This is a genomic window from Bradyrhizobium ingae, assembly GCF_055791185.1.
Window position 1 is genome coordinate 83,311 of sequence record NZ_JBVUBB010000014.1, and the last position, 20,638, is coordinate 103,948.

Annotated in this window: 16 protein-coding genes; 7 read left to right on the forward strand and 9 right to left on the reverse strand. The window is 59.9% G+C overall.

All coding sequences use genetic code 11. The annotated features are described in order from the left end of the window. Positions 1–595: 595 nt before the first annotated feature. The 6 genes from ACV1FX_RS21140 (at position 596) to ACV1FX_RS21165 (ending at position 7,223) form a co-directional block, all read left to right on the forward strand. The gene (locus ACV1FX_RS21140; protein WP_473119486.1) at positions 596–1,888 is read left to right on the forward strand and encodes a M16 family metallopeptidase; all 1,293 of its coding nucleotides are present in this window, start codon (positions 596–598) and stop codon (positions 1,886–1,888) included. Continuing rightward, positions 1,807–3,258: a M16 family metallopeptidase gene (locus ACV1FX_RS21145; RefSeq protein ID WP_473119487.1), complete on the forward strand. Its 1,452-nt coding sequence runs from the start codon at positions 1,807–1,809 to the stop codon at positions 3,256–3,258. The genes ACV1FX_RS21140 and ACV1FX_RS21145 overlap by 82 nt, the downstream gene beginning before the upstream one ends. A gap of 543 nt (positions 3,259–3,801) precedes the next feature. Beyond that, positions 3,802–4,137, forward strand: a complete 336-nt coding sequence (locus ACV1FX_RS21150; RefSeq protein ID WP_473119488.1) for a helix-turn-helix domain-containing protein — start codon at positions 3,802–3,804, stop codon at positions 4,135–4,137. After that, a complete protein-coding gene (locus ACV1FX_RS21155; protein ID WP_473119489.1) occupies positions 4,130–5,371 on the forward strand; it encodes a type II toxin-antitoxin system HipA family toxin in 1,242 nt (413 codons plus the stop codon). The genes ACV1FX_RS21150 and ACV1FX_RS21155 overlap by 8 nt, the downstream gene beginning before the upstream one ends. A gap of 150 nt (positions 5,372–5,521) precedes the next feature. After that, positions 5,522–5,668: a hypothetical protein gene (locus ACV1FX_RS21160; RefSeq protein ID WP_473119490.1), complete on the forward strand. Its 147-nt coding sequence runs from the start codon at positions 5,522–5,524 to the stop codon at positions 5,666–5,668. A 1,045-nt stretch (positions 5,669–6,713) separates the two neighbouring features. Further along, on the forward strand, positions 6,714–7,223 hold the full coding sequence (locus ACV1FX_RS21165; RefSeq protein WP_473119491.1) for a hypothetical protein: 510 nt from the start codon (positions 6,714–6,716) through the stop codon (positions 7,221–7,223). Between the two features lie 691 nt (positions 7,224–7,914). Here the strand turns inward: ACV1FX_RS21165 and ACV1FX_RS21170 are convergent. From ACV1FX_RS21170 to ACV1FX_RS21180, 3 genes are all read right to left on the reverse strand, one after another. Then, positions 7,915–9,519, reverse strand: coding sequence for a hypothetical protein (locus tag ACV1FX_RS21170; protein ID WP_473119492.1), 1,605 nt, complete (start codon positions 9,517–9,519; stop codon positions 7,915–7,917). Between the two features lie 529 nt (positions 9,520–10,048). After that, entirely contained in the window at positions 10,049–11,299 is a 1,251-nt protein-coding gene (locus tag ACV1FX_RS21175) for a hypothetical protein (protein WP_473119493.1), read from the reverse strand. Positions 11,300–11,327: 28 nt separating this feature from the next. Next, entirely contained in the window at positions 11,328–11,732 is a 405-nt protein-coding gene (locus tag ACV1FX_RS21180; protein WP_473119494.1) for a hypothetical protein, read from the reverse strand. 261 nt (positions 11,733–11,993) lie between these two features. Between ACV1FX_RS21180 and ACV1FX_RS21185 the strand changes: the two genes are divergently transcribed. After that, entirely contained in the window at positions 11,994–12,503 is a 510-nt protein-coding gene (locus ACV1FX_RS21185) for a hypothetical protein (RefSeq protein ID WP_473119495.1), read from the forward strand. Positions 12,504–12,931: 428 nt separating this feature from the next. On the opposite strand, the gene ACV1FX_RS21190 is transcribed toward ACV1FX_RS21185, so the two are convergent. From ACV1FX_RS21190 to ACV1FX_RS21215, 6 genes are all read right to left on the reverse strand, one after another. Next, positions 12,932–14,299, reverse strand: a complete 1,368-nt coding sequence (locus ACV1FX_RS21190; protein ID WP_473119496.1) for a condensation domain-containing protein — start codon at positions 14,297–14,299, stop codon at positions 12,932–12,934. Positions 14,300–14,327: 28 nt separating this feature from the next. Next, positions 14,328–15,575, reverse strand: a complete 1,248-nt coding sequence (locus ACV1FX_RS21195; RefSeq protein WP_473119497.1) for an MFS transporter — start codon at positions 15,573–15,575, stop codon at positions 14,328–14,330. Next, positions 15,572–16,513 carry a sulfotransferase family protein gene (locus ACV1FX_RS21200; RefSeq protein ID WP_473119498.1) on the reverse strand — a complete coding sequence of 314 codons (942 nt, stop codon included), beginning with the start codon at positions 16,511–16,513 and terminating at the stop codon, positions 15,572–15,574. The genes ACV1FX_RS21195 and ACV1FX_RS21200 overlap by 4 nt, the downstream gene beginning before the upstream one ends. Before the next feature lie 29 nt (positions 16,514–16,542). Continuing rightward, the gene (locus ACV1FX_RS21205; RefSeq protein WP_473119499.1) at positions 16,543–17,853 is read right to left on the reverse strand and encodes an aminotransferase class III-fold pyridoxal phosphate-dependent enzyme; all 1,311 of its coding nucleotides are present in this window, start codon (positions 17,851–17,853) and stop codon (positions 16,543–16,545) included. A gap of 27 nt (positions 17,854–17,880) precedes the next feature. Further along, complete coding sequence (locus tag ACV1FX_RS21210; RefSeq protein ID WP_473119500.1) at positions 17,881–19,395, reverse strand: GMC oxidoreductase; 1,515 nt, start codon at positions 19,393–19,395, stop codon at positions 17,881–17,883. A 525-nt stretch (positions 19,396–19,920) separates the two neighbouring features. Next, positions 19,921–20,574 carry a hypothetical protein gene (locus ACV1FX_RS21215; RefSeq protein ID WP_473119501.1) on the reverse strand — a complete coding sequence of 218 codons (654 nt, stop codon included), beginning with the start codon at positions 20,572–20,574 and terminating at the stop codon, positions 19,921–19,923. Between the last annotated feature and the right edge of the window lie 64 nt (positions 20,575–20,638).

Here is a 20,638-nt window from a genome sequence, read left to right on the forward strand (position 1 = left end):
GGCGCTGATCGCGGCCACCCATGCACTTGGTCATCTCATTCCAGAAAGTGGGCAGGCCAGCAACGCGCTGGGCGGGTGCAACTGTGATTCGCAAGAAGGAGTCTCTCGATAGCCGCTCCTGTTCCAACGCGCGCACCGTGTCCGATGTATGACGATGTGTGAAGATGCTGACAGGCTGCTTAGGGCGATCACGTTGCAGTTCAAACAGTTTCTCCTTTGGCACGACTAATGCTTTGGCTTCGTCGGCGACGCGCCTGGCTGACGATATCCCGTGGAGCAAGGCGATCTGTCGATTGGTTAGCCAAAAGCATGGAGCATCCGACAGATGACTACGATCATGACCACATTCCTCATCCAGAACCAATCGCAATGGCACTTGCAAAAAGCCATACCGATCCGGCGGTTGACGAACCGTTTTGAAAACAATGCCGCGCCCCTTCGACGGCGCGATCGGGCTTTCGTTTCGAAAAATCTACTACTGCTGCTGTCAAGACTTCCGACGTCCTCATCGCGATCGGTCGTTTGCCTTCTGGCGCGGGTCCTGACGTGCGCCTTCGTAATAGCCGGCGTATCAGACGAGGCTCTTGCGAGCTCCATGCGACTCACCAGCTTTGCGCTTGGTAACGGCCTGCAAGTGGTCGTGATCCCGGACCATCGCACACCGGTGGTGACGCAGATGATCTGGTACAAAGTAGGCTCCGCAGATGAGGCGCCGGGCAAATCCGGACTCGCCCATTTTCTCGAACATCTCATGTTCAAAGGCACGGAGGAGCACACGCTCGGTGAGCTATCGCAGATCGTGCATCGCGTCGGTGGAAACCAAAACGCCTTCACGTCCACTGATTTCACGGCCTATTTTCAGCGCGTCCCGCGCGAACAACTGTCGACCATGATGGACCTCGAGGCCGACCGGATGACTGGCCTGGTTCTGAAGGACGAGAACGTGCGAGCCGAGCGCGACGTCGTGCTCGAAGAGCACAACATGCGGGTTGCCAACAGTCCCGAGGCGCGGCTGTACGAGCAGATGGTGGGAGCGCTCTACCTCAATCACCCCTATGGACGGCCGATCATCGGTTGGCGACGAGAAATCGAAAAGTTGGATCGCGAGGACGCGCTTGCCTTCTACCGCCGCTTTTATGCACCGAACAATGCGATCCTGGTGATCGCTGGCGACGTCGCAGCCGCCGACGTGCGCCTGCTGGCCGAGTACAATTTCGGCTGGATCCCGGCCCGACCCGCGATTCCCGCACAACGCATCCGTCCCCAGGAGCCGGAGCCCGCCGGCCCGCGCACCGTCACGCTGTCCGATCCGCGCGTCGAGCAGCCGAGCGTGCAGCGCATTTATCTCGTGCCCTCAGCCGCGACCGCGGCGCCCGGCGAGAGCGAGGCACTTGAGGTGCTCGCGCAATTGATGGGGGGCGGCAGCAACTCCTATCTCTACCGCGCGCTCGTCGTCGACAAACCGCTCGCGGTCTCCGTCAGCGCCAGCTATTCGAGCATCTCGCTCGACCCGAGCCAGTTCTCGATCGCGGCCTCGCCCAAGCAGGGCGTCAGCTTCGCGGAGGTCGAGCAGGTCATCGACAACGTGATCGCCGACATCGTGCAGAACCCCATCCGTGCCGAGGATCTCGAACGGATCAAGAGCCGGCTCATCGCGAGAGCGATCTACGCCCAGGACAGTCAGGCGGTGCTGGCGCAATGGTACGGTGGCGCGTTGACGACGGGCCTGTCCATCGAGGACATCCGCAGTTGGCCCGATCGCATCCGCGCCGTGACCGCCGACCAGGTACGCGCTGCCGCGCAGAAATGGCTCGAGAAGAAGCGCTCGGTCACCGGCTATCTGATCAAGGACACCACCACCGCCAAGCGCGAGGAGAAGCGTTTGTGAACCAGTCCTTCCTTTGCACTCGACGCACTGCGCTCTCCCTTGCAGGCGGACTCGTAGTCTCGCTCGGGGCGGCCGCGCCGTCGTTCGCCGCTGCCAAGATTGAGCATTTGGTCTCGCCGGACGGCATCGAAGCATGGTTCGTGCAGGATGCGACCGTGCCGCTGATCGCGATGGAGTATTCCTTTGCCGGTGGTGCGTCGCAGGATCCCAAGGACAAGCCGGGCGTTGCAAACCTCGTCGGCGACCTTCTCGACGAAGGCTCCGGCGATCTCGATTCCAAGACCTTCCACGAGCGGCTCGAGTGTCGCGCCATCGAGCTCTCCTTCAACGCCGGCCGTGACACGTTCCGAGGCAGCCTGCGTATGCTCCGCGACAACAAGGACGAGGCCTTTGACCTGTTGCGGATGGCGCTGACCTCACCGCATTTCGACACCGCCGACGTCGAGCGTATCCGTTCCGAGATGATCTCCGGCCTGCGCCGCCGCACCACCAATCCGGCCGCGCTTGCCGGCCGCAAGTTCCTGGAGATCACCTTCGGCGATCATCCCTACGGTCGGCAGACCAGCGGCACGTTGGAAAGCGTGCCGACCATCACGGTCGCCGACATGAAGGACTATGTTGGCCGGGTGCTGGCCAAGGATACCTTGAAGGTCGCTGTCGTCGGCGACGTCGACCCGGCAACCCTCGGCAAGCTGCTCGACAAGACCTTTGGCAGCCTGCCGGCCAAGGCGAACCTCACCCCGGTCGCCGACGTCGAGGCGGCCAAGCCGCCGCAGCGCGCCTTCGTCCCGCTCGATGTGCCGCAGACCGTCATCACCTTCGGAGGGCCCGGCGTGAAGCGCAGCGATCCGCACTTCATGGCCGCGTACGTCGTCAACCACATCCTGGGCGGCGGCGGATTGCCGTCCCGGCTCTATCGCGAGGTGCGCGAGAAGCGCGGGCTCGCCTATTCGCTGTATGAATCGCTGCTCTGGATGGAGCACTCGGCCGTCTTCATCGGCAACACCGGCACGCGCGCCGACCGCGCCGGCGACACCATCGATGCGATCGAGAAGGAGGTGCGCCGCATCGCCGAGGAAGGACCGACGCAGAAGGAGCTCGACGAGGCAAAGTCCTACCTCAAGGGCTCGCAGATGCTGGCGCTTGACACCTCCTCGAAGCTCGCCCAGGCGCTGCTGCAATATCAGCAGGACAAGCTGCCGATTGACTATATCGAGAAGCACAATGCCATTGTCGATGCCGTGACGCTGGACGACGCCAGGCAGGCCGCAAGGCGGCTCTGGAGGCAGGGCTTGTTGACCGTCGCTGTCGGCCGCGCCCCGCAAGCCGCGGCGCAGCCGCTTGCCGCACCCGCGACGAACTCGAACTGAACTGCCTTATGGCTAGTCGCGATCCATAAATCGAACTCGCCACCTCCATGACTGTGCACGAAGAGAAACAAAAACATCTCCCTCTTACACGTTGTTTGATGCGCTGCGCTCCGCCGCTAACTTCTTAAAAGACGGCGATGCGCGACCCGCTTGAATTCTCCTAATGCGCATTCGACCGCAGATATGAGTGCCGGTTGTGGGAAGGCGCATCCACTTGCGCCGCGATCCGCAACGACACCTGGAGGCGCTCGAAACCTCGAACATCATCGCGAGGGTCCTTGGGTGCAACAGCAGATCGATCGGGCGCGGGGCAAGTGAGCTGTCGGGTCAGCCGCGTACCAGGTAGCGGAGAAGGGCCGCCCAAAAATTGCAACGTTAGTGCGGATCGGTGGCCGGATGACCTCGAAGGCGCTCTCGTGACGGTTCCTACGCTCTGCTCTTGCGGGTATGATATGTTTACAGATCATTTATGGCAATAAGATCCCTCTACGATTCCCTTGACAAACGTTGAAATGATCTGTATACGTATCACACAGAGTCGCAATGATCCGGGAACATATCGTGGCCTATACTGCGGACCCGCTACTCAAGGGGCTCGGTCTGCGCTTTCGAGAAGCGCGCAAGGCTGCTGGTTTGTCCCAGGAGCAAATCGCCCTTCGGGCAAATATCAGCAGACCCCGCTACCGCGACATTGAAACGGGCGCCGCCGCCGCCCGCGCAACGACCCTCATCAACGTTGCCCGGGCCCTTGGCATGGAAATGATGTTGATCCCGCAGGCATTGGTGCCCGCTATCCAGTCGATGCTGCAGCCAGCCGCTACCGACGACGATCGTCCCGCGTTTACGTCAGACGTCGAAGAGGAGGAGGGGGGTGAATAAGGCTGTCCCCGCGGCTGAACGTGTCCAATCGCTCGATATCTTGTTGAACGAACTTCCCGTCGGAACCCTCGTCCGAACGCCGGGTGACTACATCGCATTCAATCTCTTGCCCGCGTATCGGAGCTTGCACGACCCGCCGGTCTTTAGCCTGTCACTTCGCTCAGCGGACGGCGGTCTCCGCCGGGATCCCAATCCCATACGCGGTGCGCTGCCGCCGTTCTTCGCGAACCTGCTGCCGGAAGAGAAACTGCGCGAAGCGATGGAAAAGCACCACGCGGCGTCCGTACGACCTGGAAACGACTTCGATCTCTTGGCTGCGCTGGGTACCAACCTGCCAGGAGCGGTGCGTGCCCTACCAAGGGAGGGCATCCGCGTTCCAGCCGGTCCAGAGGCAGAAGGCAAGAAGGCACGCTTTTCACTTGCCGGTGTTCAGATGAAGCTTTCTGTTATGAAGAACGCCGGAAAGGAGCGGGGTATCACTCTCGCCGTCAATGACGAACGAGGGCAGTACATCGCGAAATTTCCCTCCCTCACGCACATCGGGCTCGCGGAAAACGAATTCGCGATCCTGGCCCTGGCGAAAGCCGTGGGGATGGAAGTGCCGGACAGCGAACTCGTCGATAGGTCAGAGTTCGCTGGTATTCCGGAAGAATTCAACACCATGTCCACGGGCAAGGTGCTGCTTGTCCGCCGGTTCGACCGCGGCGCTGATGGAGCGCGTGTGCATATGGAGGACTTTGCGCAAGTCTTCGGCCGCTATCCGTCCGAGAAATACACTGGCGCAGCGTATCACAATATCGCCGCGGCACTGACCAGCGGCGTCTCCTTCGATTCAGCAATCGAATTCGTTCGGCGCCTCGCGCTCACGGCGATCACCGGAAACGGCGATATGCATCTCAAGAATTGGTCGCTGCTCTATCCGGGTGATGGCCGAACGCCAACGCTGTCGCCCGTCTACGACGTGCTTTCAACAATGCCCTATATTCCTAAGGATGGACTGGCGCTCAGCCTCGCGGGCGAAAAGTCGTTCAAGGCGCTGACCCCGGAGCGCTGGCGCAATTTCGCAAACCGTAGCCGTCTTCCGGAGGGGGCAGTTACAATAGCCGTCGCCGAGACTGCGGCGGGGGTGCGAGCGAAGTGGTCGGTTCTTCCAGAGCGCGACGTCGTGCCTAAGCAGGTCCTTACCCGGATCGACGCACATATCGACGCAATGGCCAACGTTCTCGACCCGTAGATCCCAAGCAGCAGAATCAGAAATGTGAATCCAGAGTGGTTGGACGCATGTTCGGCCTCGGACCTCGTGTGCGGTCAGAAAAAGTCACAGGAGCGGACTCATGCTGACCACCAGACGACCACAGCATCGGTGGGTTCGACGGAGCATAAGATGACCGAACATAGGTCGCTGGCTAATTTGTTACTGACTCCGCATGCAAGCAACCTTAAGGACAATAAAGGCTCCCCAAGTTTCCCGATGGCTTCTGATCTTCACAGCCTTATCGCCGGCGTGCTGCAGCCGATGACGCTGAGCTGAACGGGGCGCCCCCACGAATCGCCGAGCTGGTCGTTCCAACTGGCGAGGGTCTCTCAAAGCGCCAGCGCATCCCCCTGCACTCGCCAACCTTACTTGGAAAGAATTGGCGCGGACGGCCTTCATTTGCGGCTGAGCGCGGAGAGATCCCCTCGACGAAGCGGACGTAGGGTGCTCGAGGTCGCCGATCAGCCGCTCACCCACATCACCCGGCGAGACGTCGCGCGGCTTTTCGCAGACAACCTCGCCGGCGAGCGCAACACAGTGGAGGTGGTCGAACGATTTTTGGCGTCCCCATGCCGTTTGACGAAATTCGGGAGCGGCGGACGAGGTCTGCGCGACTAAATCGGACGGCATATGGATCGCAATTCCGGCGATTGGTCGGCGAAATATCTGTTCGGCGAACTCGGTGCGTTCCGATGCTCTCGCGGCCTTGCTTGAAGAGGCTGTTCACCCGCTCGCCCGGTCGGGAGAGGAGCAGTTGCAGCCAGTCGCTGCCCTCAACAAGGTCCTTGCGCGCGACGGATAGCGCCCGCCGGCAGCGGGTCGCTTCAGGGTAGTCCCCGCATACAGGCGATTTTTCGAAACATCCGCGCAAAGTTTCATTTTTCGATACCTTGCGCAGACGACTATGGGCAAATCCCTTGCTTTGACATCGTCGGTATTTCAACTGCTCGAGCTGTCTTGCTCTTTCGGCTGAAGCGAGGGGCCGTTTGCTTTTTGCCTCCGTTACGCATCATGCGCGCGTTCTTTGCCGATCAATTCGGGTTGTTGAGTCGAATGTAATTGCCTGATCGCACGCGAGTGCCGCCTCTCTCGCACCGTCAACAGGTTTTAGCGGTTCATCCCGTGGTCGAAGGATTTTTGGTGCTGCCCACCCGCAGCATCAAACTTTGCATTGCAGCTGGCAGTTGCGTGCCTATCGGTCGGATCAGTCCTGAATGGCCCGTTGCCAGAGTGAGGAGCGCCAACGCGTCAAATGCGCTTGAATCGGTCGTAGCGTCAAGTTGTACACCATTCAGGAGGCATATCCGCGCAGTATACACAAATGAAAAAACCCTTTCTCACTGTTGTACTATGTTCCGTTTTCGGTTTGCTCGGGCTGAATGCGGTTGCGCTTGCGGACTCCACCCGACGCTATGATTGCACCATAGACGGGACGGATCGAGAGCCGGTAGGCGATCGGAATGGGCACATCATTGTCAGCCTTCAATACACCTGTCGCGTCGCGGATGGGCTGTTGAAGGACGCGGGAATTACGGGAATATCGGTCAGCGAGTGGGACGGTGAGAAAGGGACGTACCTGGCTTCTCTCGACGTTCACCGCGCGCTCGAAGGATTTGCAGTTGGCCAGCTCTTGGAGGGGGGCGGCTCCTCAGTCATGGAGAACAACAGGACCGCTGGCATCGCAGCTTCGGGTAAGACGGCGTTTAAGTTCGCATCCGGCTCGTTGGCAGCTCTCTCCGGAAAGACTGTCAAATTTACGACCATGCCCGCCGGTGCTCGTCGGTTCGAGATGGAGTTCACAGATTGGCCTGAGGCTGCTCAACCGAAATGACGCCGCGCTGCGGCAGCACACGTCACGTCATTTCCGAAGTCCCGGCTACGGTATGAATGGCGGGAGGCCTTGCTCGACGATGATAGCGAATCGCGAGCAGGTGGTTGATGTTCTGCCGATCCAAAGCAACTTGTTGGTGAATGCCGACGGGACGAACAGATAGTTCCTCGCAACAAATCCGCGGCCTGAAGCACTTGAGAGCAGCTCATACGATGAGCGATGATCGAGGTGCAACAACACTTTCCATGGCACCGGGCTCTGGAGCCACTCACACGAGTTTCTCGTTCATGCACATCGCGGACCGAGATCCAGTCAATTCGAGTGACGATCCAAGAACGATCTATTCTCACTGTGCACAACGGCAGCCGCGCGGAGCGAATTCGCCGTTAGCACTTCGCGATCAGTGCGCATTCGCCAGCGCTCGCTAAGAGGGCTCAAGGCATGGTCTCCGATCTTGTTCACACGTAAGAGTTCGTGAGATCCAAGCGTGCTCATTGGCAAAACTCATGTGCATCTAGCAGGTCGCTATCCCGCCCGATCGCAGTCACGGCTCCAGGCAATCTGGCAAGCCACGGCCGAGCAGACAATCGCGGCCCTGTGGGAGGCTATCGGCTTTCGCTTTCGATAAACTGACGCCGGCAGAACCCGCCTTCAAGGCAGCAGGATATGATCTTGAGTAACTGGATCTCCTCTAGCGTGGGATGTTGGCCTCGCAGTTATAATACTGTCCGGAAAGCCCCATTTTCGTGCAAGCTTCCTTCAGCACGTCCTTCGGGCTAGCCCAGTTCGGTCTCCATTGATCTCGATCGAAGCGGACGTTTTTGTATAAATCCCACATGATGATCCCTGACCGAGAATGCTTGATTGTCTCGTCAATGATCTTCGTCAGATCATCTCTGGTAAGTGGCAGATTCCCGCTTGCTGGTTGTCCCACTTCAAAGCCGACCGTGATCGGTGGCGTGATCAGGAGTTTGCGGGGCTGAATTGAGGCTCGAGCGCCGGTCCTCGATCCTGAGACATTTGCGTGCAAGTCTGCAAACTTCGAATCTGCCGGCAGTCCGTTGCCATTTTTGAGCCAAACCGCGGACTGCGCATAGTAATAGTTTACTTGTCCTACGAGATCACATGGAATGTGAGTCCCGGGACGGGTGCGCTCACAGTCCAGTTCACCAAGATCGTAGGACATAATGCCGACCTGGCTTAACTTGTCTATCTCCGCCTTGTGGAGGAGGGCGGTGTTGTAGATCAGGCCATAAAGATTGCCGCCTCGCCATACACCTCCATAAATGCCCGAGTTCGGAGCGACAGTGTCCCAATTGGCCGACATATTCGGGATCCCACCGTTGGCAGGGGCTGCAACGCTGAGCTTCAAGGATCGATTGATGCTTGTGATCGCGTTGTCCAACGATTTCAGAATCGCAGCGAACTTCTCGACCGTCCGCGGCATAGCACGTGGAAGCTTGTCGCTGTCAGGATTGAGTTTCATGGCGTCGCCAAATACGTCAGCTCCGATGCCAAGCTGCATCAAGGCCTTGTCGTCTAGCATCTCCGCTTTCATCGCATCATTGGTCGGTGCGGGCGGCGTGAGTTTGTCGGGAGTCAACGTCCAAGACTTGGCATTGATGTCGGCGTGCCAGAACTCTTCATAATCGACATCGATGCCCGCAACCCCAAGATCATTTGCGAGCGCAACGATGTTCTTGTATGCGCTGTCCGCGTCGCTTCCTATGATGCCGCTTTCAAATTGAGGACGAGGTATTTCCGTCGAAGGGTTCGGAAAGGTATCATACACTTCATCCGCGGGGCCGCATGAATTGCTCTTTCCTGCCGTCGCATCGTAGATCTTGGGATAACAACTGAAATTCCATCCGCCGACTGCTATGGAGGTTTCCACGCCATGGGCTCGTAGATCGGTGACGATCCGTTTGAGAGTCTCGAAATCGGCTTTCGGATCTCTGTTCTTCGTAGAGACAGCCTTGGTTGTGCCTTTGTCACTGCTACAGATATAACCAAAAAGTCCCGTGCAAGTCAGATCGTTCGATGTGTATTTGGTCAAACTGGGCTGCACGAACGACAGCACGAGGCTGTTGAAATTCGTCTGATCGTGCTCGATCTTCTCGCTGAGCTCCTCGAGATTATCTAGACTCGCGTAGTAGTCCGGCGTGCCTTTTTCTGCGCCGGGGCCAGTCAGGTAATATGCCGAAATTGTGGGCGCTGCGAGCCCATTCCTCGCAAGGCAAGATGTAAGCGCGATCGACAACAGAGCCATGCGCAATGTTCCGCTGCCGTTCATCATTGTTTTCTCCTTTTGACAAGATTCGACGTCCGTCCTGCTTCCGAGCGTCGAGACCTGTGCCTTAATGGCGAGCCTCTGCATTTGTTCAGCATTGGCGAAGAAATGCTCAAGGGCGACGTAACTGTTTGGCGAGGAGAATGCTCGGTCGAAAGGCTCGCGTTGGCGCTCATAGTGGTCGCGATGCTGGTCGAAACGAGTGTGCTGCTTGGGATACCTGGTCCGGGATGCTATCACAGTCCGATCGATATCGGCGATGCTATCGCGTAAGCTGATTTTAGAGAAACTAAGGCCTTGACACCACAACGGTTATCAACGTCTCCCGATGCTGTCTAGGAGCGTCAAGGCGGCATGTCACGACTTCGCGTCTATGCGGGATTCGCATCGCAGCCAGCAACGCGGCGATCGGTCCTATCCGAGCTCGATTTCAGCAACATCACCGCTTAAAAACCCCCCGCTTGCGCGACGAGTGCGACAACCGCGATGACCAACGCAAACATCAGTGCGACGCTCGCGCCCTGAGCATATCGCTTCATGGAGTTCTTTGAGAATTGCGAAAGGCTATACGTTCCTCACTCGACATAGTCTTAAGTTCGGAGTCGGAGGGCACGCGCACGGAGCCGGTGTTGCCGGGATTGAGCCCTGTGATGCATTTGGCGCCGTGCTCCACGCATGCTGCCGTTTCAGTCCAATTTCGGTTGGTGAAGTGACCATTCATGTTGGTGATGCGCGCCGCGTAGATGAGCCCTAACGCGACAGCGGCGATCGGCAATGTGATAGGGTCGCGCTCGGTCTTCTGCTCGATTGCGATGAAGGCAAGAACGAACAGGACTATTGGAGGATAGAAGTATCTCGCGCCGAACAGGAATTGATTGGCGTGAAGCGAGGCGTCGACCTGCAAACAACCGGCGATCAGTGCGAGCCCGCCGTAGCCGACGAAATAGATGATGGCTCGCTGTGTTCTGTTGGCCCAGAGGTACCAAGCGGCGAGCACGAATGTCGGCAGGGATATCGCCAACGCAATCCAAAAGCCCGGATAGTGCGGACCCGTCAGCCAACTATAGAAAATGCTGCTGGCCGCGAAGGCGCGCTCGACCACAGTTCCATCGGCTGGATTCGCTGCGGATCGGCTGATGATGCCATGGAGCTGAACGGCGACGCAGAGCGCGGTGATTGCGCAAAGCCAGAGCGTGTAGCGGGTTCGCTCGCTGAAGGTCTTCCAGAGCACGAACGGTGCGGCAAGGATAACCATCGGGGACGACAGGCCGATCAAGACAAAATAGCCGAGCAGAACCACCATTCGTCCCTTGGACGCAGGACTTTCGTACAAGGCCAGCCCGGCAACCGGTGCCATGATCCATTGGGTGTAAGGCATCCCGAATAGGGTTTCCGAGCCGGTCGGTGAGTAGACCAATGCCAGGGCGGCAAGCACTTTTCCCCAGCGGGTGAAGATTGGCGAGGCATAGATCACTGCTGCGGTCGCGAAGATCGTTCCGACGAAGAACGTCGCATATAATTCTGCGGCATATCGAGCTGGGAAAAACCCGGTGATGAGGGCGATGATCCGGCAGCAAATCTGAAGATAGCCAGCATACGGCCGTACCAGCGCGGCCACGCCGAACAGGCGGTCCTCGTTGAAATAGATGAACAGGTCCTCGCTGAACATCTGGGGGTCGGTCAGGAGTAGCGGATTGCGGTAGAACACGGCGAACAGAACGCCGAGTATTACGATCACCGGCGCGATATAGGTCTCGCCCCTAGTGTCAATCGCTGTAGTTGACAATTCAACCTCCCTCAACGGAGGCGAGAACTTACTCGGTTCGCGCTAGTGCTTTGCAGCGGAATGGTCGGCTTTTAGGACGAAAAGCTGCGCGAAAATATTTGCCAGCCAACTGTCCCGAATACGTCGTCCCAGATCTGTGAACTGTTGCGCAGGCCGCCCCTTTCGGGCGGCTTTTGGCTATCTGGGGAAAGGGCGTCCTCAGGCCGAACACCGCGTAGCGCTCCGCAATCATCGCCGCAATCGTCGCAAGGGGTGTCCACTCAATCTCGCCGGAGATCAGTCCCTGTGCTTTGGCCGCCTCCAGCAATTCAGGAAGCATGACCGGCGGTCTCGGTTTTCCCTTTCGATCGACGCGCCCTATAAATTGATGACCAATACGGACACGCAGCGCGAATTCCAGGCAGGGAAAGGTCTGGCTGTATGATTTCCTCATAAGCCCGCCAACCCAAGGTAAAATGCACCGCTTTTAAGAATCGCGGCGTAACCGCAAGAGATCCTCGTTCTTCCAGTGCGACGCCCGATGCGGGAGGCGTCGGCGACTTCGACTTCGACCGCGAACCCGAGAACGAACGGACTTACGCTTCCACAAATGCAGATCTGGAGCGCCCTAAGGTATCCGACCCGAGGGCTTGAATCGGTCGCAGCGTCAAGTTGTAGGTATCAAGCGGAGGGTATCCCACGAAGGCATAAGCGGATGAAGACATCCTTTCTCGCGATCGTACTATGTTCCGCTTTGGGTTTGCTCGGGCTGAGCGGGGGAGCGCGTGCGGACACGATCCGGCGCTATGACTGCTCGACAGACGGGGTTGATCGAGAGCCAATGGGCGATCGGGATGAGCGCGTCATCATCAGCCTTCAATATACCTGTCACGTGGCCGACGGGCCATTGAGAGATGCCACGATCACGGCGATTTCGGTCAGCGAGTTGGATGGTGAGAAAGGGACGTCTTTAGCGTCTCTCGATATTCACCACGCGATCGACGGATTTGCAGTTGGACAGCTTCTGGAGGGAACCGCCTTCCTAGTCATGCGGGATAAGAGACCTCTTGGCATAGCAGCATCCGGTAAGATGGTCTTTAAGTTCGCATCCGGCTCATTAGCGGCGCTGTCAGGAAAGGCAGTCAACTTTACGACCAAGCCGGCTGGATTTGGTCGGTTCGAGATGGAGTTCTCAGATTGGCCTGAAGCCGCCCAACCGAAGTGAGCCAGCCTCGCGCGCCCGGCTGGCTATCTAGAATCAGTCAAACTGCATGTGGATTGGCGGGTCGAACGACTCTTTTGCTGTCGACTGTGGGAATCTGGGCAACGTTTTGATGAGCCCGCGACAGAATGGTCGCTAGAAAAAAGAAGACATCAATCTGGGCTGCATCGCTAAGCGCAGTGGCCGCGCTGCATGCCCACCCTTTACGCCGAGGGAGGCGCGGACCGGACACCGGCCAATGTCATAGGAGCGGCACCATGACATCGCCGCTCACAAGGCTTCCATGATCGTCGATGTCGCGCTGAGCCAACGTGCTGAACGGTCTCTTCGCGACGGCGCACATCACTCCAACGCAGCTACGGTTGGACGTCCCTAGGACACCGGATTTTCGATCGGCAAACGTGAGAGCTTTTTGTACGCCGGTAGCCAAGTCAGTCGTCCATCACGACCGGCCGCGATAATGCACCGCTGATCCCGTTGGCCAGCCTCGCGACTTCGGCGAAATAGCGGTCCACTGCGGTGCGGGCGGTCGGCGTGCCGGGGTGACGGAAATTCAAGCAGATTCCCTCGTGCGACCGGCTGACCCACACATAGACCTCCTGCGGGTCGATGCTACGGCTTATCAAAAATCTCGTTCGCCAGCGCGCCCAGCAATCCGATCCGGGAACCACCCGATCGTCCATATAGGAGACCATAAAGCGATCCCGCAATGCAGCGCCTAGCACGTCCATCGCCTTGGAAAAAGGCACCTGCGCGGTTTCATTGGCCCGCTTCAGTTCGAGCCTAACGGAGCGCAGCAGGTCTGGGAACGTGTCGGACACCGGGAAGCTTACCGGGCTCATCCCGACATACCACCCAACCGAGTTCTTCCATCGCGTTGCGCTTCGCGTGTGAAAGGGAGCGACGGAGTGGAATTTCTTTTGGTTGCCGAGCGCTTTCCCCGCCAAGGCCAGGCACGCAAACATGCCTGCCATTGTATGTCCGCCCTGGGCGCGACACGCCCGATCGAACCTCACTGCGCTTTCCGCGTCAGATAGCCAGATCCGTCTGGTCTGCTGCAAGGCGGCGCCGCCGCCCGGTGCACCGAGTGACACCGGAAAATCGGGCAGTTGACCGCCGGTGGCCGCAATCAGCTCGCGCCAGTGTCCGATCACCGGATCCCCGTCGGTCAGATCGCTTACACGGGCGCGCTCGGAGACGGCGTACTCCAGATAGCTGTGCGCCGGAGCCAGTCGCGGGGCCACGCCCTGAATCGCCGCGGAGTAGAGTTCCCTGATCTCGTAGGGTACCGAGGCCATGGAGTAGGCGTCCGTCACCGAGTGGTCGGAGGCGATGACGAGAGTGGTGCATTCGGGCCGGCTGATTGTGACGAAGACATACGGTGGCCAGCTCAGCGGTTTCGCCTCGGTGTCGAACATTTCTTCTAGCGTCCGGGCGAGTTCGCGGGAATCGGCATAGTCACCGAGTTCGACCAGATCGAGTGCTGCCGCGCCCGGGCCGACCGTCGCAAGGTGGATCGCGGTGCCGTCCTTGTCGAAGCGGCAGCGTAGTGCCTCGTGCCGGTCGACCCAGCCAAGGATCGCGCAGCTCAGTGCTGCCGTATCGACCTCGCCCGACCATTCAAACGCGACGCCCAGCCAGGCTGGCCGGCCATTCTCGAAACAGCGAAGGTGTTCCTCCTGAACATAGGACGGGCGACGCGGGTCCGGGCGCCATCTGGCCGTGCCGGGCACGCTGATGCGCCACAAGGTCAGCCGGCCCGGCCACAACTCGAGGTCCCCGAGCTGGTTGATCTCCATGCGCAGTCCTGCCAGCCAGTCCGTGGTATCAGAGGTGCAAGCTGTGGGTGCGGCGCAGAGGCGATCGCCAGATCCACAGCATGGAGGCCGCGCTCAGCGCGCTGCTGGCCACTAGCGCAGTCCGCAGGCCAGGCCCGGCGCCGACCGCACCGCCAAGCAGCGCGCCTAGCGGCGCAAGCCCCCACACCAGGCTGCGGATGCTCGCGTTGACGCGGCCCAGCACCCGAGGCGGAGCCAGCGCGTATCGAACGGAGACTTGGTGTACGTTGTAGATCTCTTGACCAAACGACAGCACGAACTGGGACAGCGCAACGCAAATCACTGCAGCCGGCCGCGGCTGCGTGAGCAGTGCTGCCAGGGTCATGCCGGCGCCGCTAAGCGCCAAGGTAACCATCAACACAGGCCCAAGGCCGATGGCGCGGCCAGCCCGCGCTGCGGTGGCCGCGCCCCCAATACCACCCAGTGCGCCGATGCTGAGAACCACGCCCGTGGTCCAACCGTCCAAACCAAGATGTTGGGTCAGATAAAGCAGAAAAACCGCAGAGTAAGCGTTGTAGCAGAAGATGAAGGTGCCGGTCGCAAACGTAACCGCCCGCAGAATCGGGTTGCCAAACACGGTCGTCAGTCCTTCCGCGATCTGACTGATGACCGAGCTCGATTCAGTTTCCGGCGGTTCGGCCGTACGTGTCGGCACCAGCGGCAGCAAGACGATGGCCAGCACGAACGAGGCCGAGTCGGCGAGAATCGCGGTTGGCGCGGAGAACGCGGTGACCAGCCAGCCTGCCAGAAACGGACCGACGGTCACCACGCAAGATCTGCTGAGTTGCCAGGAGCTCTGCGCTCTGACGAGTAGAGCGCGATCAACGACGGTTGGCACGCACGCCAGATAGGCGACTTCACCGATCACCGCAGCCGTCCCGACAAGCGTGGTTGCCGCACACAGTTGGACCATTCCGAGCCAGCCAAGGCTGGCGAGCAGCGGAATGGTTGCAAGCGTTAGTGCCATCACTAAATTGGCAGTCAACAGGATGTATCGGTGTGGCAGGCGGTCCACGATCACCCCGGCAAGCAGGCCAATGACGAGGTTCGGCGCCCGGCCGCAGGCAAGCAACAACCCGGTCTGAGCCGGGCCCGCTCCCAGCAGAGTGATCGCCGTCAGCGGTAGCGCCAGCACCGTCACTTCGGATCCCAATTCCGACACAGTGCGCCCGACGAGCAGCCTTAAGTAGCCGCGCGGTAATCCTTTAGATGGGGGGGAGATCTCGGTAGGATTCATGCGTCGATGGCCGGGCTCGAGGTCGACAGATAACCCAACCGAGCCAATTCGCCGCCGGCGATGCGCTCGAATTCCGCGACTTCCGTCAGCGTCAGATCCTGCCTGTACCGGCCAAGGCGGCCTGCGTGCAGCGGTTTGCCCGCGGACTCGGCTGCCGGATGGCCGTGCGGCCTTTCGAACAGCGCGTGCTTATGTTCGGCGTGCCGCAGCACGGCTTCATCCCAGGGGAGCTGCAGGTGATCCAAAATCTGCATGAGGCTGGGACGAGGGCGAGTCACCAAATCCTCATAGCGCACCTCGAGATAGCGCGCCGGCGGCGCGAGGAGATGCGGCCGAGATACGACTTCAAGCCAGCCGTGCGCGGCCTCTGCCACAGTTCGGTATCCCCAGTCTGGCACGGTTTTCAAATGCGAGGCGGCAAGGTCCCGACCATCCCGGACGATGTGCACGAAATGCGCATCGGGCCATAGCTGTGCGAAGACGTCGATTTGGGTGATCTTGCGTTGGAGCTTCAGTCCCCAGCGCCTTGCCCCTGTTCGTACCTTACGGAACTCACCGATCTCGTTGATCAGCCTGCATCTGTCGGCGAACGAAATGATATCGCCAGCCGTCTCGTCCATCACCTTGGTAACAAGCTTGCGCACATCATCGAAGTTCAGGCCGAACCGCTGGCATTGCACCACGAAATGCGCGCCGTCATACCAGAAGGGGTCGATCGCACTTTTGGTGGTGCCGCTGACCCGGGAATCGTTAGCTGCGAGCAGGTCGGTCGCTCCTAGAATGTGCGGCCCGAGGTTCGGCGGTTCTAGGAAGTCGATCTCCGGCCCGACCACCAGATCGGCATGGGAGTCCAGCACGACGCTCAACAAGGTGGTGCCGGATCGATGCTCGCCGCCGAGCAGCACCGGCGAGGTGGAGAACAGGTCGGCCTTGGGCATGGGAGTATCCGCTGCTCGACTGCTGGTGTTCATGGATGGCTCGCAGCGGTGACCCACCGCCGGACGGTGTCCGGCGTTGCGATGAAGTGATCACCGGCGAACCGCACCGCAGCGGCGATCGGATCCGGGTTGTCGCAAGTTGCGTCCACCCGGGCCAGTGCCGCCATCAGAGCCTGTCCGGCGGCATCAATCGCACCTTGCACGTCGGCATCGGAGAGCGCGGCGGACGGCATGAAACGACCACCGTACTGCATCAGGAAGCCGCGCGACCACATTTCCTGAAAGAATGTGTGACCGAGCTCGGCATTGGCAAACACGACGTCGAACATGGTCGGCCATGCGAACGCGCTCGCCTGAACCCGATGGCGGGCGAAGACCTCGTTGAGGCCTTTGATGAGGTCCTCGCCAACCTGGTGCATCCGGGCGAGCGCGGTGCCGTCGCTCAGCGCGTCGAGGGTGCTCAGGGCGGCAGCGAACGGGGTGATCTCGCGTTGATAGGTGTTGCCCATGTATGTCTTTTCGGCGGCGGCAATCACGTCCGCCCGACCAGCCACCGCCGATAATGCCATGCCGTTGGCTAGTCCCTTGCTGAGTGTGATCAGGTCGGGCGCAAGCCCGATCGCGGTGTGATAGCCGCCGAGGCCATAGCGGAATCCCGTCATCACCTCGTCTAGGATGAGCAGGGCACCGTACTGGTGCACGAGATTTTGCAATTCCCGGTGATATTCGGGCGGAAAGAAGTTGACCTCGGGAGTGATGATCACAGCAGCGACGCGCTGCGTTTTGGTCAATCTTTTGAGCAAGTCAAGGTCGTAATGGAAGTCGATACTGTCCAGGTCCCGGTCGGGTAGTCCCATCCCCGGACGGTCCTGCAAGTGCCAGTCGTGCCAACCGTGATATCCGCTGGTAAGCACCAGGTTCACACCGGTATGTGTGCGAGCAAGGCGGACTGCGGCGGTCGTGGCGCAGGAGCCAGTGCGGAAAAATATCGAGCGCTGCGCAAGCGGGATTATTTCCGCTAGCCGCTCGGCCAATTCGATCCGATGCACGGACAACGGCCCGGGCAGGATGCCGCCGGTGCGGTGCAATTCCGCAGTCACATGATCGACGACCGGTTGATACCCAGCTCCAAGCGGCGCAGCCCCGCTACAGGAGGTGAGATCCACGTATTGTCTTCCATCGACATCAAAGACATGCGCACCGGAGGCATGGCTCATGACGAGGGGAAAACGCCGATTGAGATCCCATTTCTCCGACGCAGTGATCCTCAACGCGCGGCGCAGTGCGGATTTGTGCGTATCCGTCGCGGCCAACGTGCCGTGGGGTGTGCTGGTGAACATCAACAATTCTCCGATCGTCGCGGCCTGTCAGGCCAGCTGCGTGAGGATTCTCCGAGCGATCCGCAGCGCGTTCGCTTGAATGCTGAAGGTCGGGTTGACGCCTCCGGGATACGGGAAGAACCCGCCGTCCGCGACATAGAGATTGTCGATATCGTGCACGCGCCCCCAGCGGTCGACTACGGATTCCTTTGGATCAACACCCGCTCGACAGCCGCCATGCAGATGGCCGCTACCGAACTGATAGTTGGAATCCTCGTAATCGATCTCTTTCACGCCTGCCTCGGCCAGCACGTCCGATGCGCGTTGGGACAAATAGCCGAGACGGCGCTTGTCCAGCGGATGGGTGCGGTATTCAAGAATGATGTTGGGCAGACCGAGCCGATCGCGACTGTTGGCCAGTCGAACGGCGTTGCTGCGCATGGGCTGATCGGCCGCCAGGAAGTGTACTCTTAGCGGCACCTGTCCCTCGCCGGCCGCCCGATCTGCTGGACTGGCTTCGTAAATCAGTCCGCCGAGGCCAGAGGGCGCATCACTGTCGAGATAGTGATCGGTCATCGCAACAGTGGAGAACGGTCCGCCGGACGAATGCAAAGGCAGCCGATTCATTGTGATGGTGCCAGAGACGTAGCCGCTGATCTTGAAACAGATGCCCCTGCCGACCATGCCCGTGGCGTTGCCGATGCCGTTGGGGGCCGCTCGCTGCACTGAGCGTAGCAGCAAGGCGGCAGATTGAATCGCGTTGCCGGCGAGCACCATGCAGCGGGCATGGATCCGTGCGCGTTGCCGGGTGACGGTGTCTAACCATTCGACCGTATCGGCGCGGCTGACGCTGCCAAGTTCGATATGCACAGCTTTGCTGCCCGAGCTGACCGACAGGGCGCCGGGTGGCAGGCAGACGTCGGTGAATGGTGAGTCCGCATCGGCACGCGCGCCGCTTGGACACGGGTGTTCGTTGCACGGGCCGCACCAGTCACAGGCCGGCCGGCCGCGGTAGGGGACCGAGTTGATCGCCAGCGGGGTCGGGAACGGCTGCCGGCCCAGGCGTCCGCCCGCCGTAGCGATCAATCCGCCCTGCAAGCTATATCTGTGCGGTGGCAGCACGGCGGGATCACTGGGCGGTTCGAGTGGATCCGCGCCAGCCAACCTCGCGACCCCGATCCGCTGTTCGAGCTCCTCGTAATAGGGACGTAGTTCGCCGTAGTCGATGGGCCAGACCGGGTCGAGCGCGTCAGGGGCGACATGCGCTCGCGCGTCGAAATCAACCTTGCGATATCGGAATGCGATGCCGGCGTAGAGTGTCATTCCACCACCGGGCGTCGACACGGTCCACGGCCAGCCGATCGGCCTCAATGTACCGGTCGGGGACCGCACCAGGGCGGCGTCAATACCATTTTGGACCGTCGCCAGTGAGGTGCCAGTGGGAAGCTTCAAGCCCGCTTCGAGGACGTGTACCCGGAATCCGTTTCTGGCGATCTCGTGGGCGACGATCGAGCCGCTTGCACCACTTCCGACTACACAAACGTCAACGGCGTTGGACGTCATTGCCCCACCTGTGGCAAGGGACATCGGCCATGCCTCATGGCGACGTGCCCATAAAGGACAGGTCGAGACGGCTAATGAGAGCTGTCATCGCCAGCGTCGAACGTACGCCTTGTCAGACCGTCGCGACCTACTTTGAAACTCGTACAATATGACGTTCCGTGCGATTCAAGTCCCTTGAGCGCGCGCTCGCGTGAATGAGCGTGAGCATGTTCAAATCCACCGAAGCAGCGAGCTAAGAACTTTGAAAAAGAACCGTACCGCCAACCCTAAAGCGCTTGGCCAATAGGGCGGGCGGCCAGCGGCGCTGAACGGCATCTCATTGCCGCTGGAATGGAAGCTCCTTTGACACCTTCAGTACGGACGGTCACGCAAGGCAGTAGGCAGTAGGCCGGGATATTGCACTGGTTTGGGGCCGGTCCCCCGATTGCGGCTCATGTCAAGCGATGAGGCTCAGCGCCTCAGCGCGATGTGTCCGGCCGCGATTGCCGTTGGCGCAAGCCCCGTCGCGAGGTGCCATCATAACCCTTATTCGTCCTTGCCAATGCTGACCATGTACAACTCCGGCAAGCCGACCTTCCGCACGATCGCCCGCAGATCAGCGACATAGCCCGGATCGGTCGTCCTGTCGTGCGGGATCGTTGGAAGATTGAAGCAAAGCATCAGCTCTGCCGTGCCGTCGGCAAGTCGGGCGAGGACAGGCTCGGGTCGATAGGCTACGACGCTCAGCTCTGAATAGAGCCGATCTAGTTCGGCATGGGTGAGCGTAGCGATTGTGCCGTAAACCCGACCGTTATGATAGGCCACCAACGTTGCAGGGTTTGATAGCCTCAGCGCAAACCGCTCGAGATAGGCCCTCTGAAATCGGCCGGACGAAGACGTTTTGCCATCAAGCCTTCCGGGTCCATGAACAGGCCATAGAAGAGAACCGTCACTCGCCTTGCCATCGAGAGATTCTACCTGTTCCGAAAACCGATCGGCGCGTTTGGCTCGTCCCGGACGCCCTTTTGGAAACTCGGTCATTGCCTGGCTGTTAAAGTGCCCGTGCTGAAAGTCCGCATGCCCGAATGCATGTGCGTCGATTAGCCTCAAAAGATTGGGTGGGCGCTTGCAGAGTAAAAATCTTTCGCCCACGAACGTCGTGACCGATGACCTGATGAATTTGGCCACAGCTGTTGACATGCACGAGCCAAAACGGTTCAAACAGAGCAGCTGGGTCGGGCGGAGTCTCGCTTCGAGCGACGCG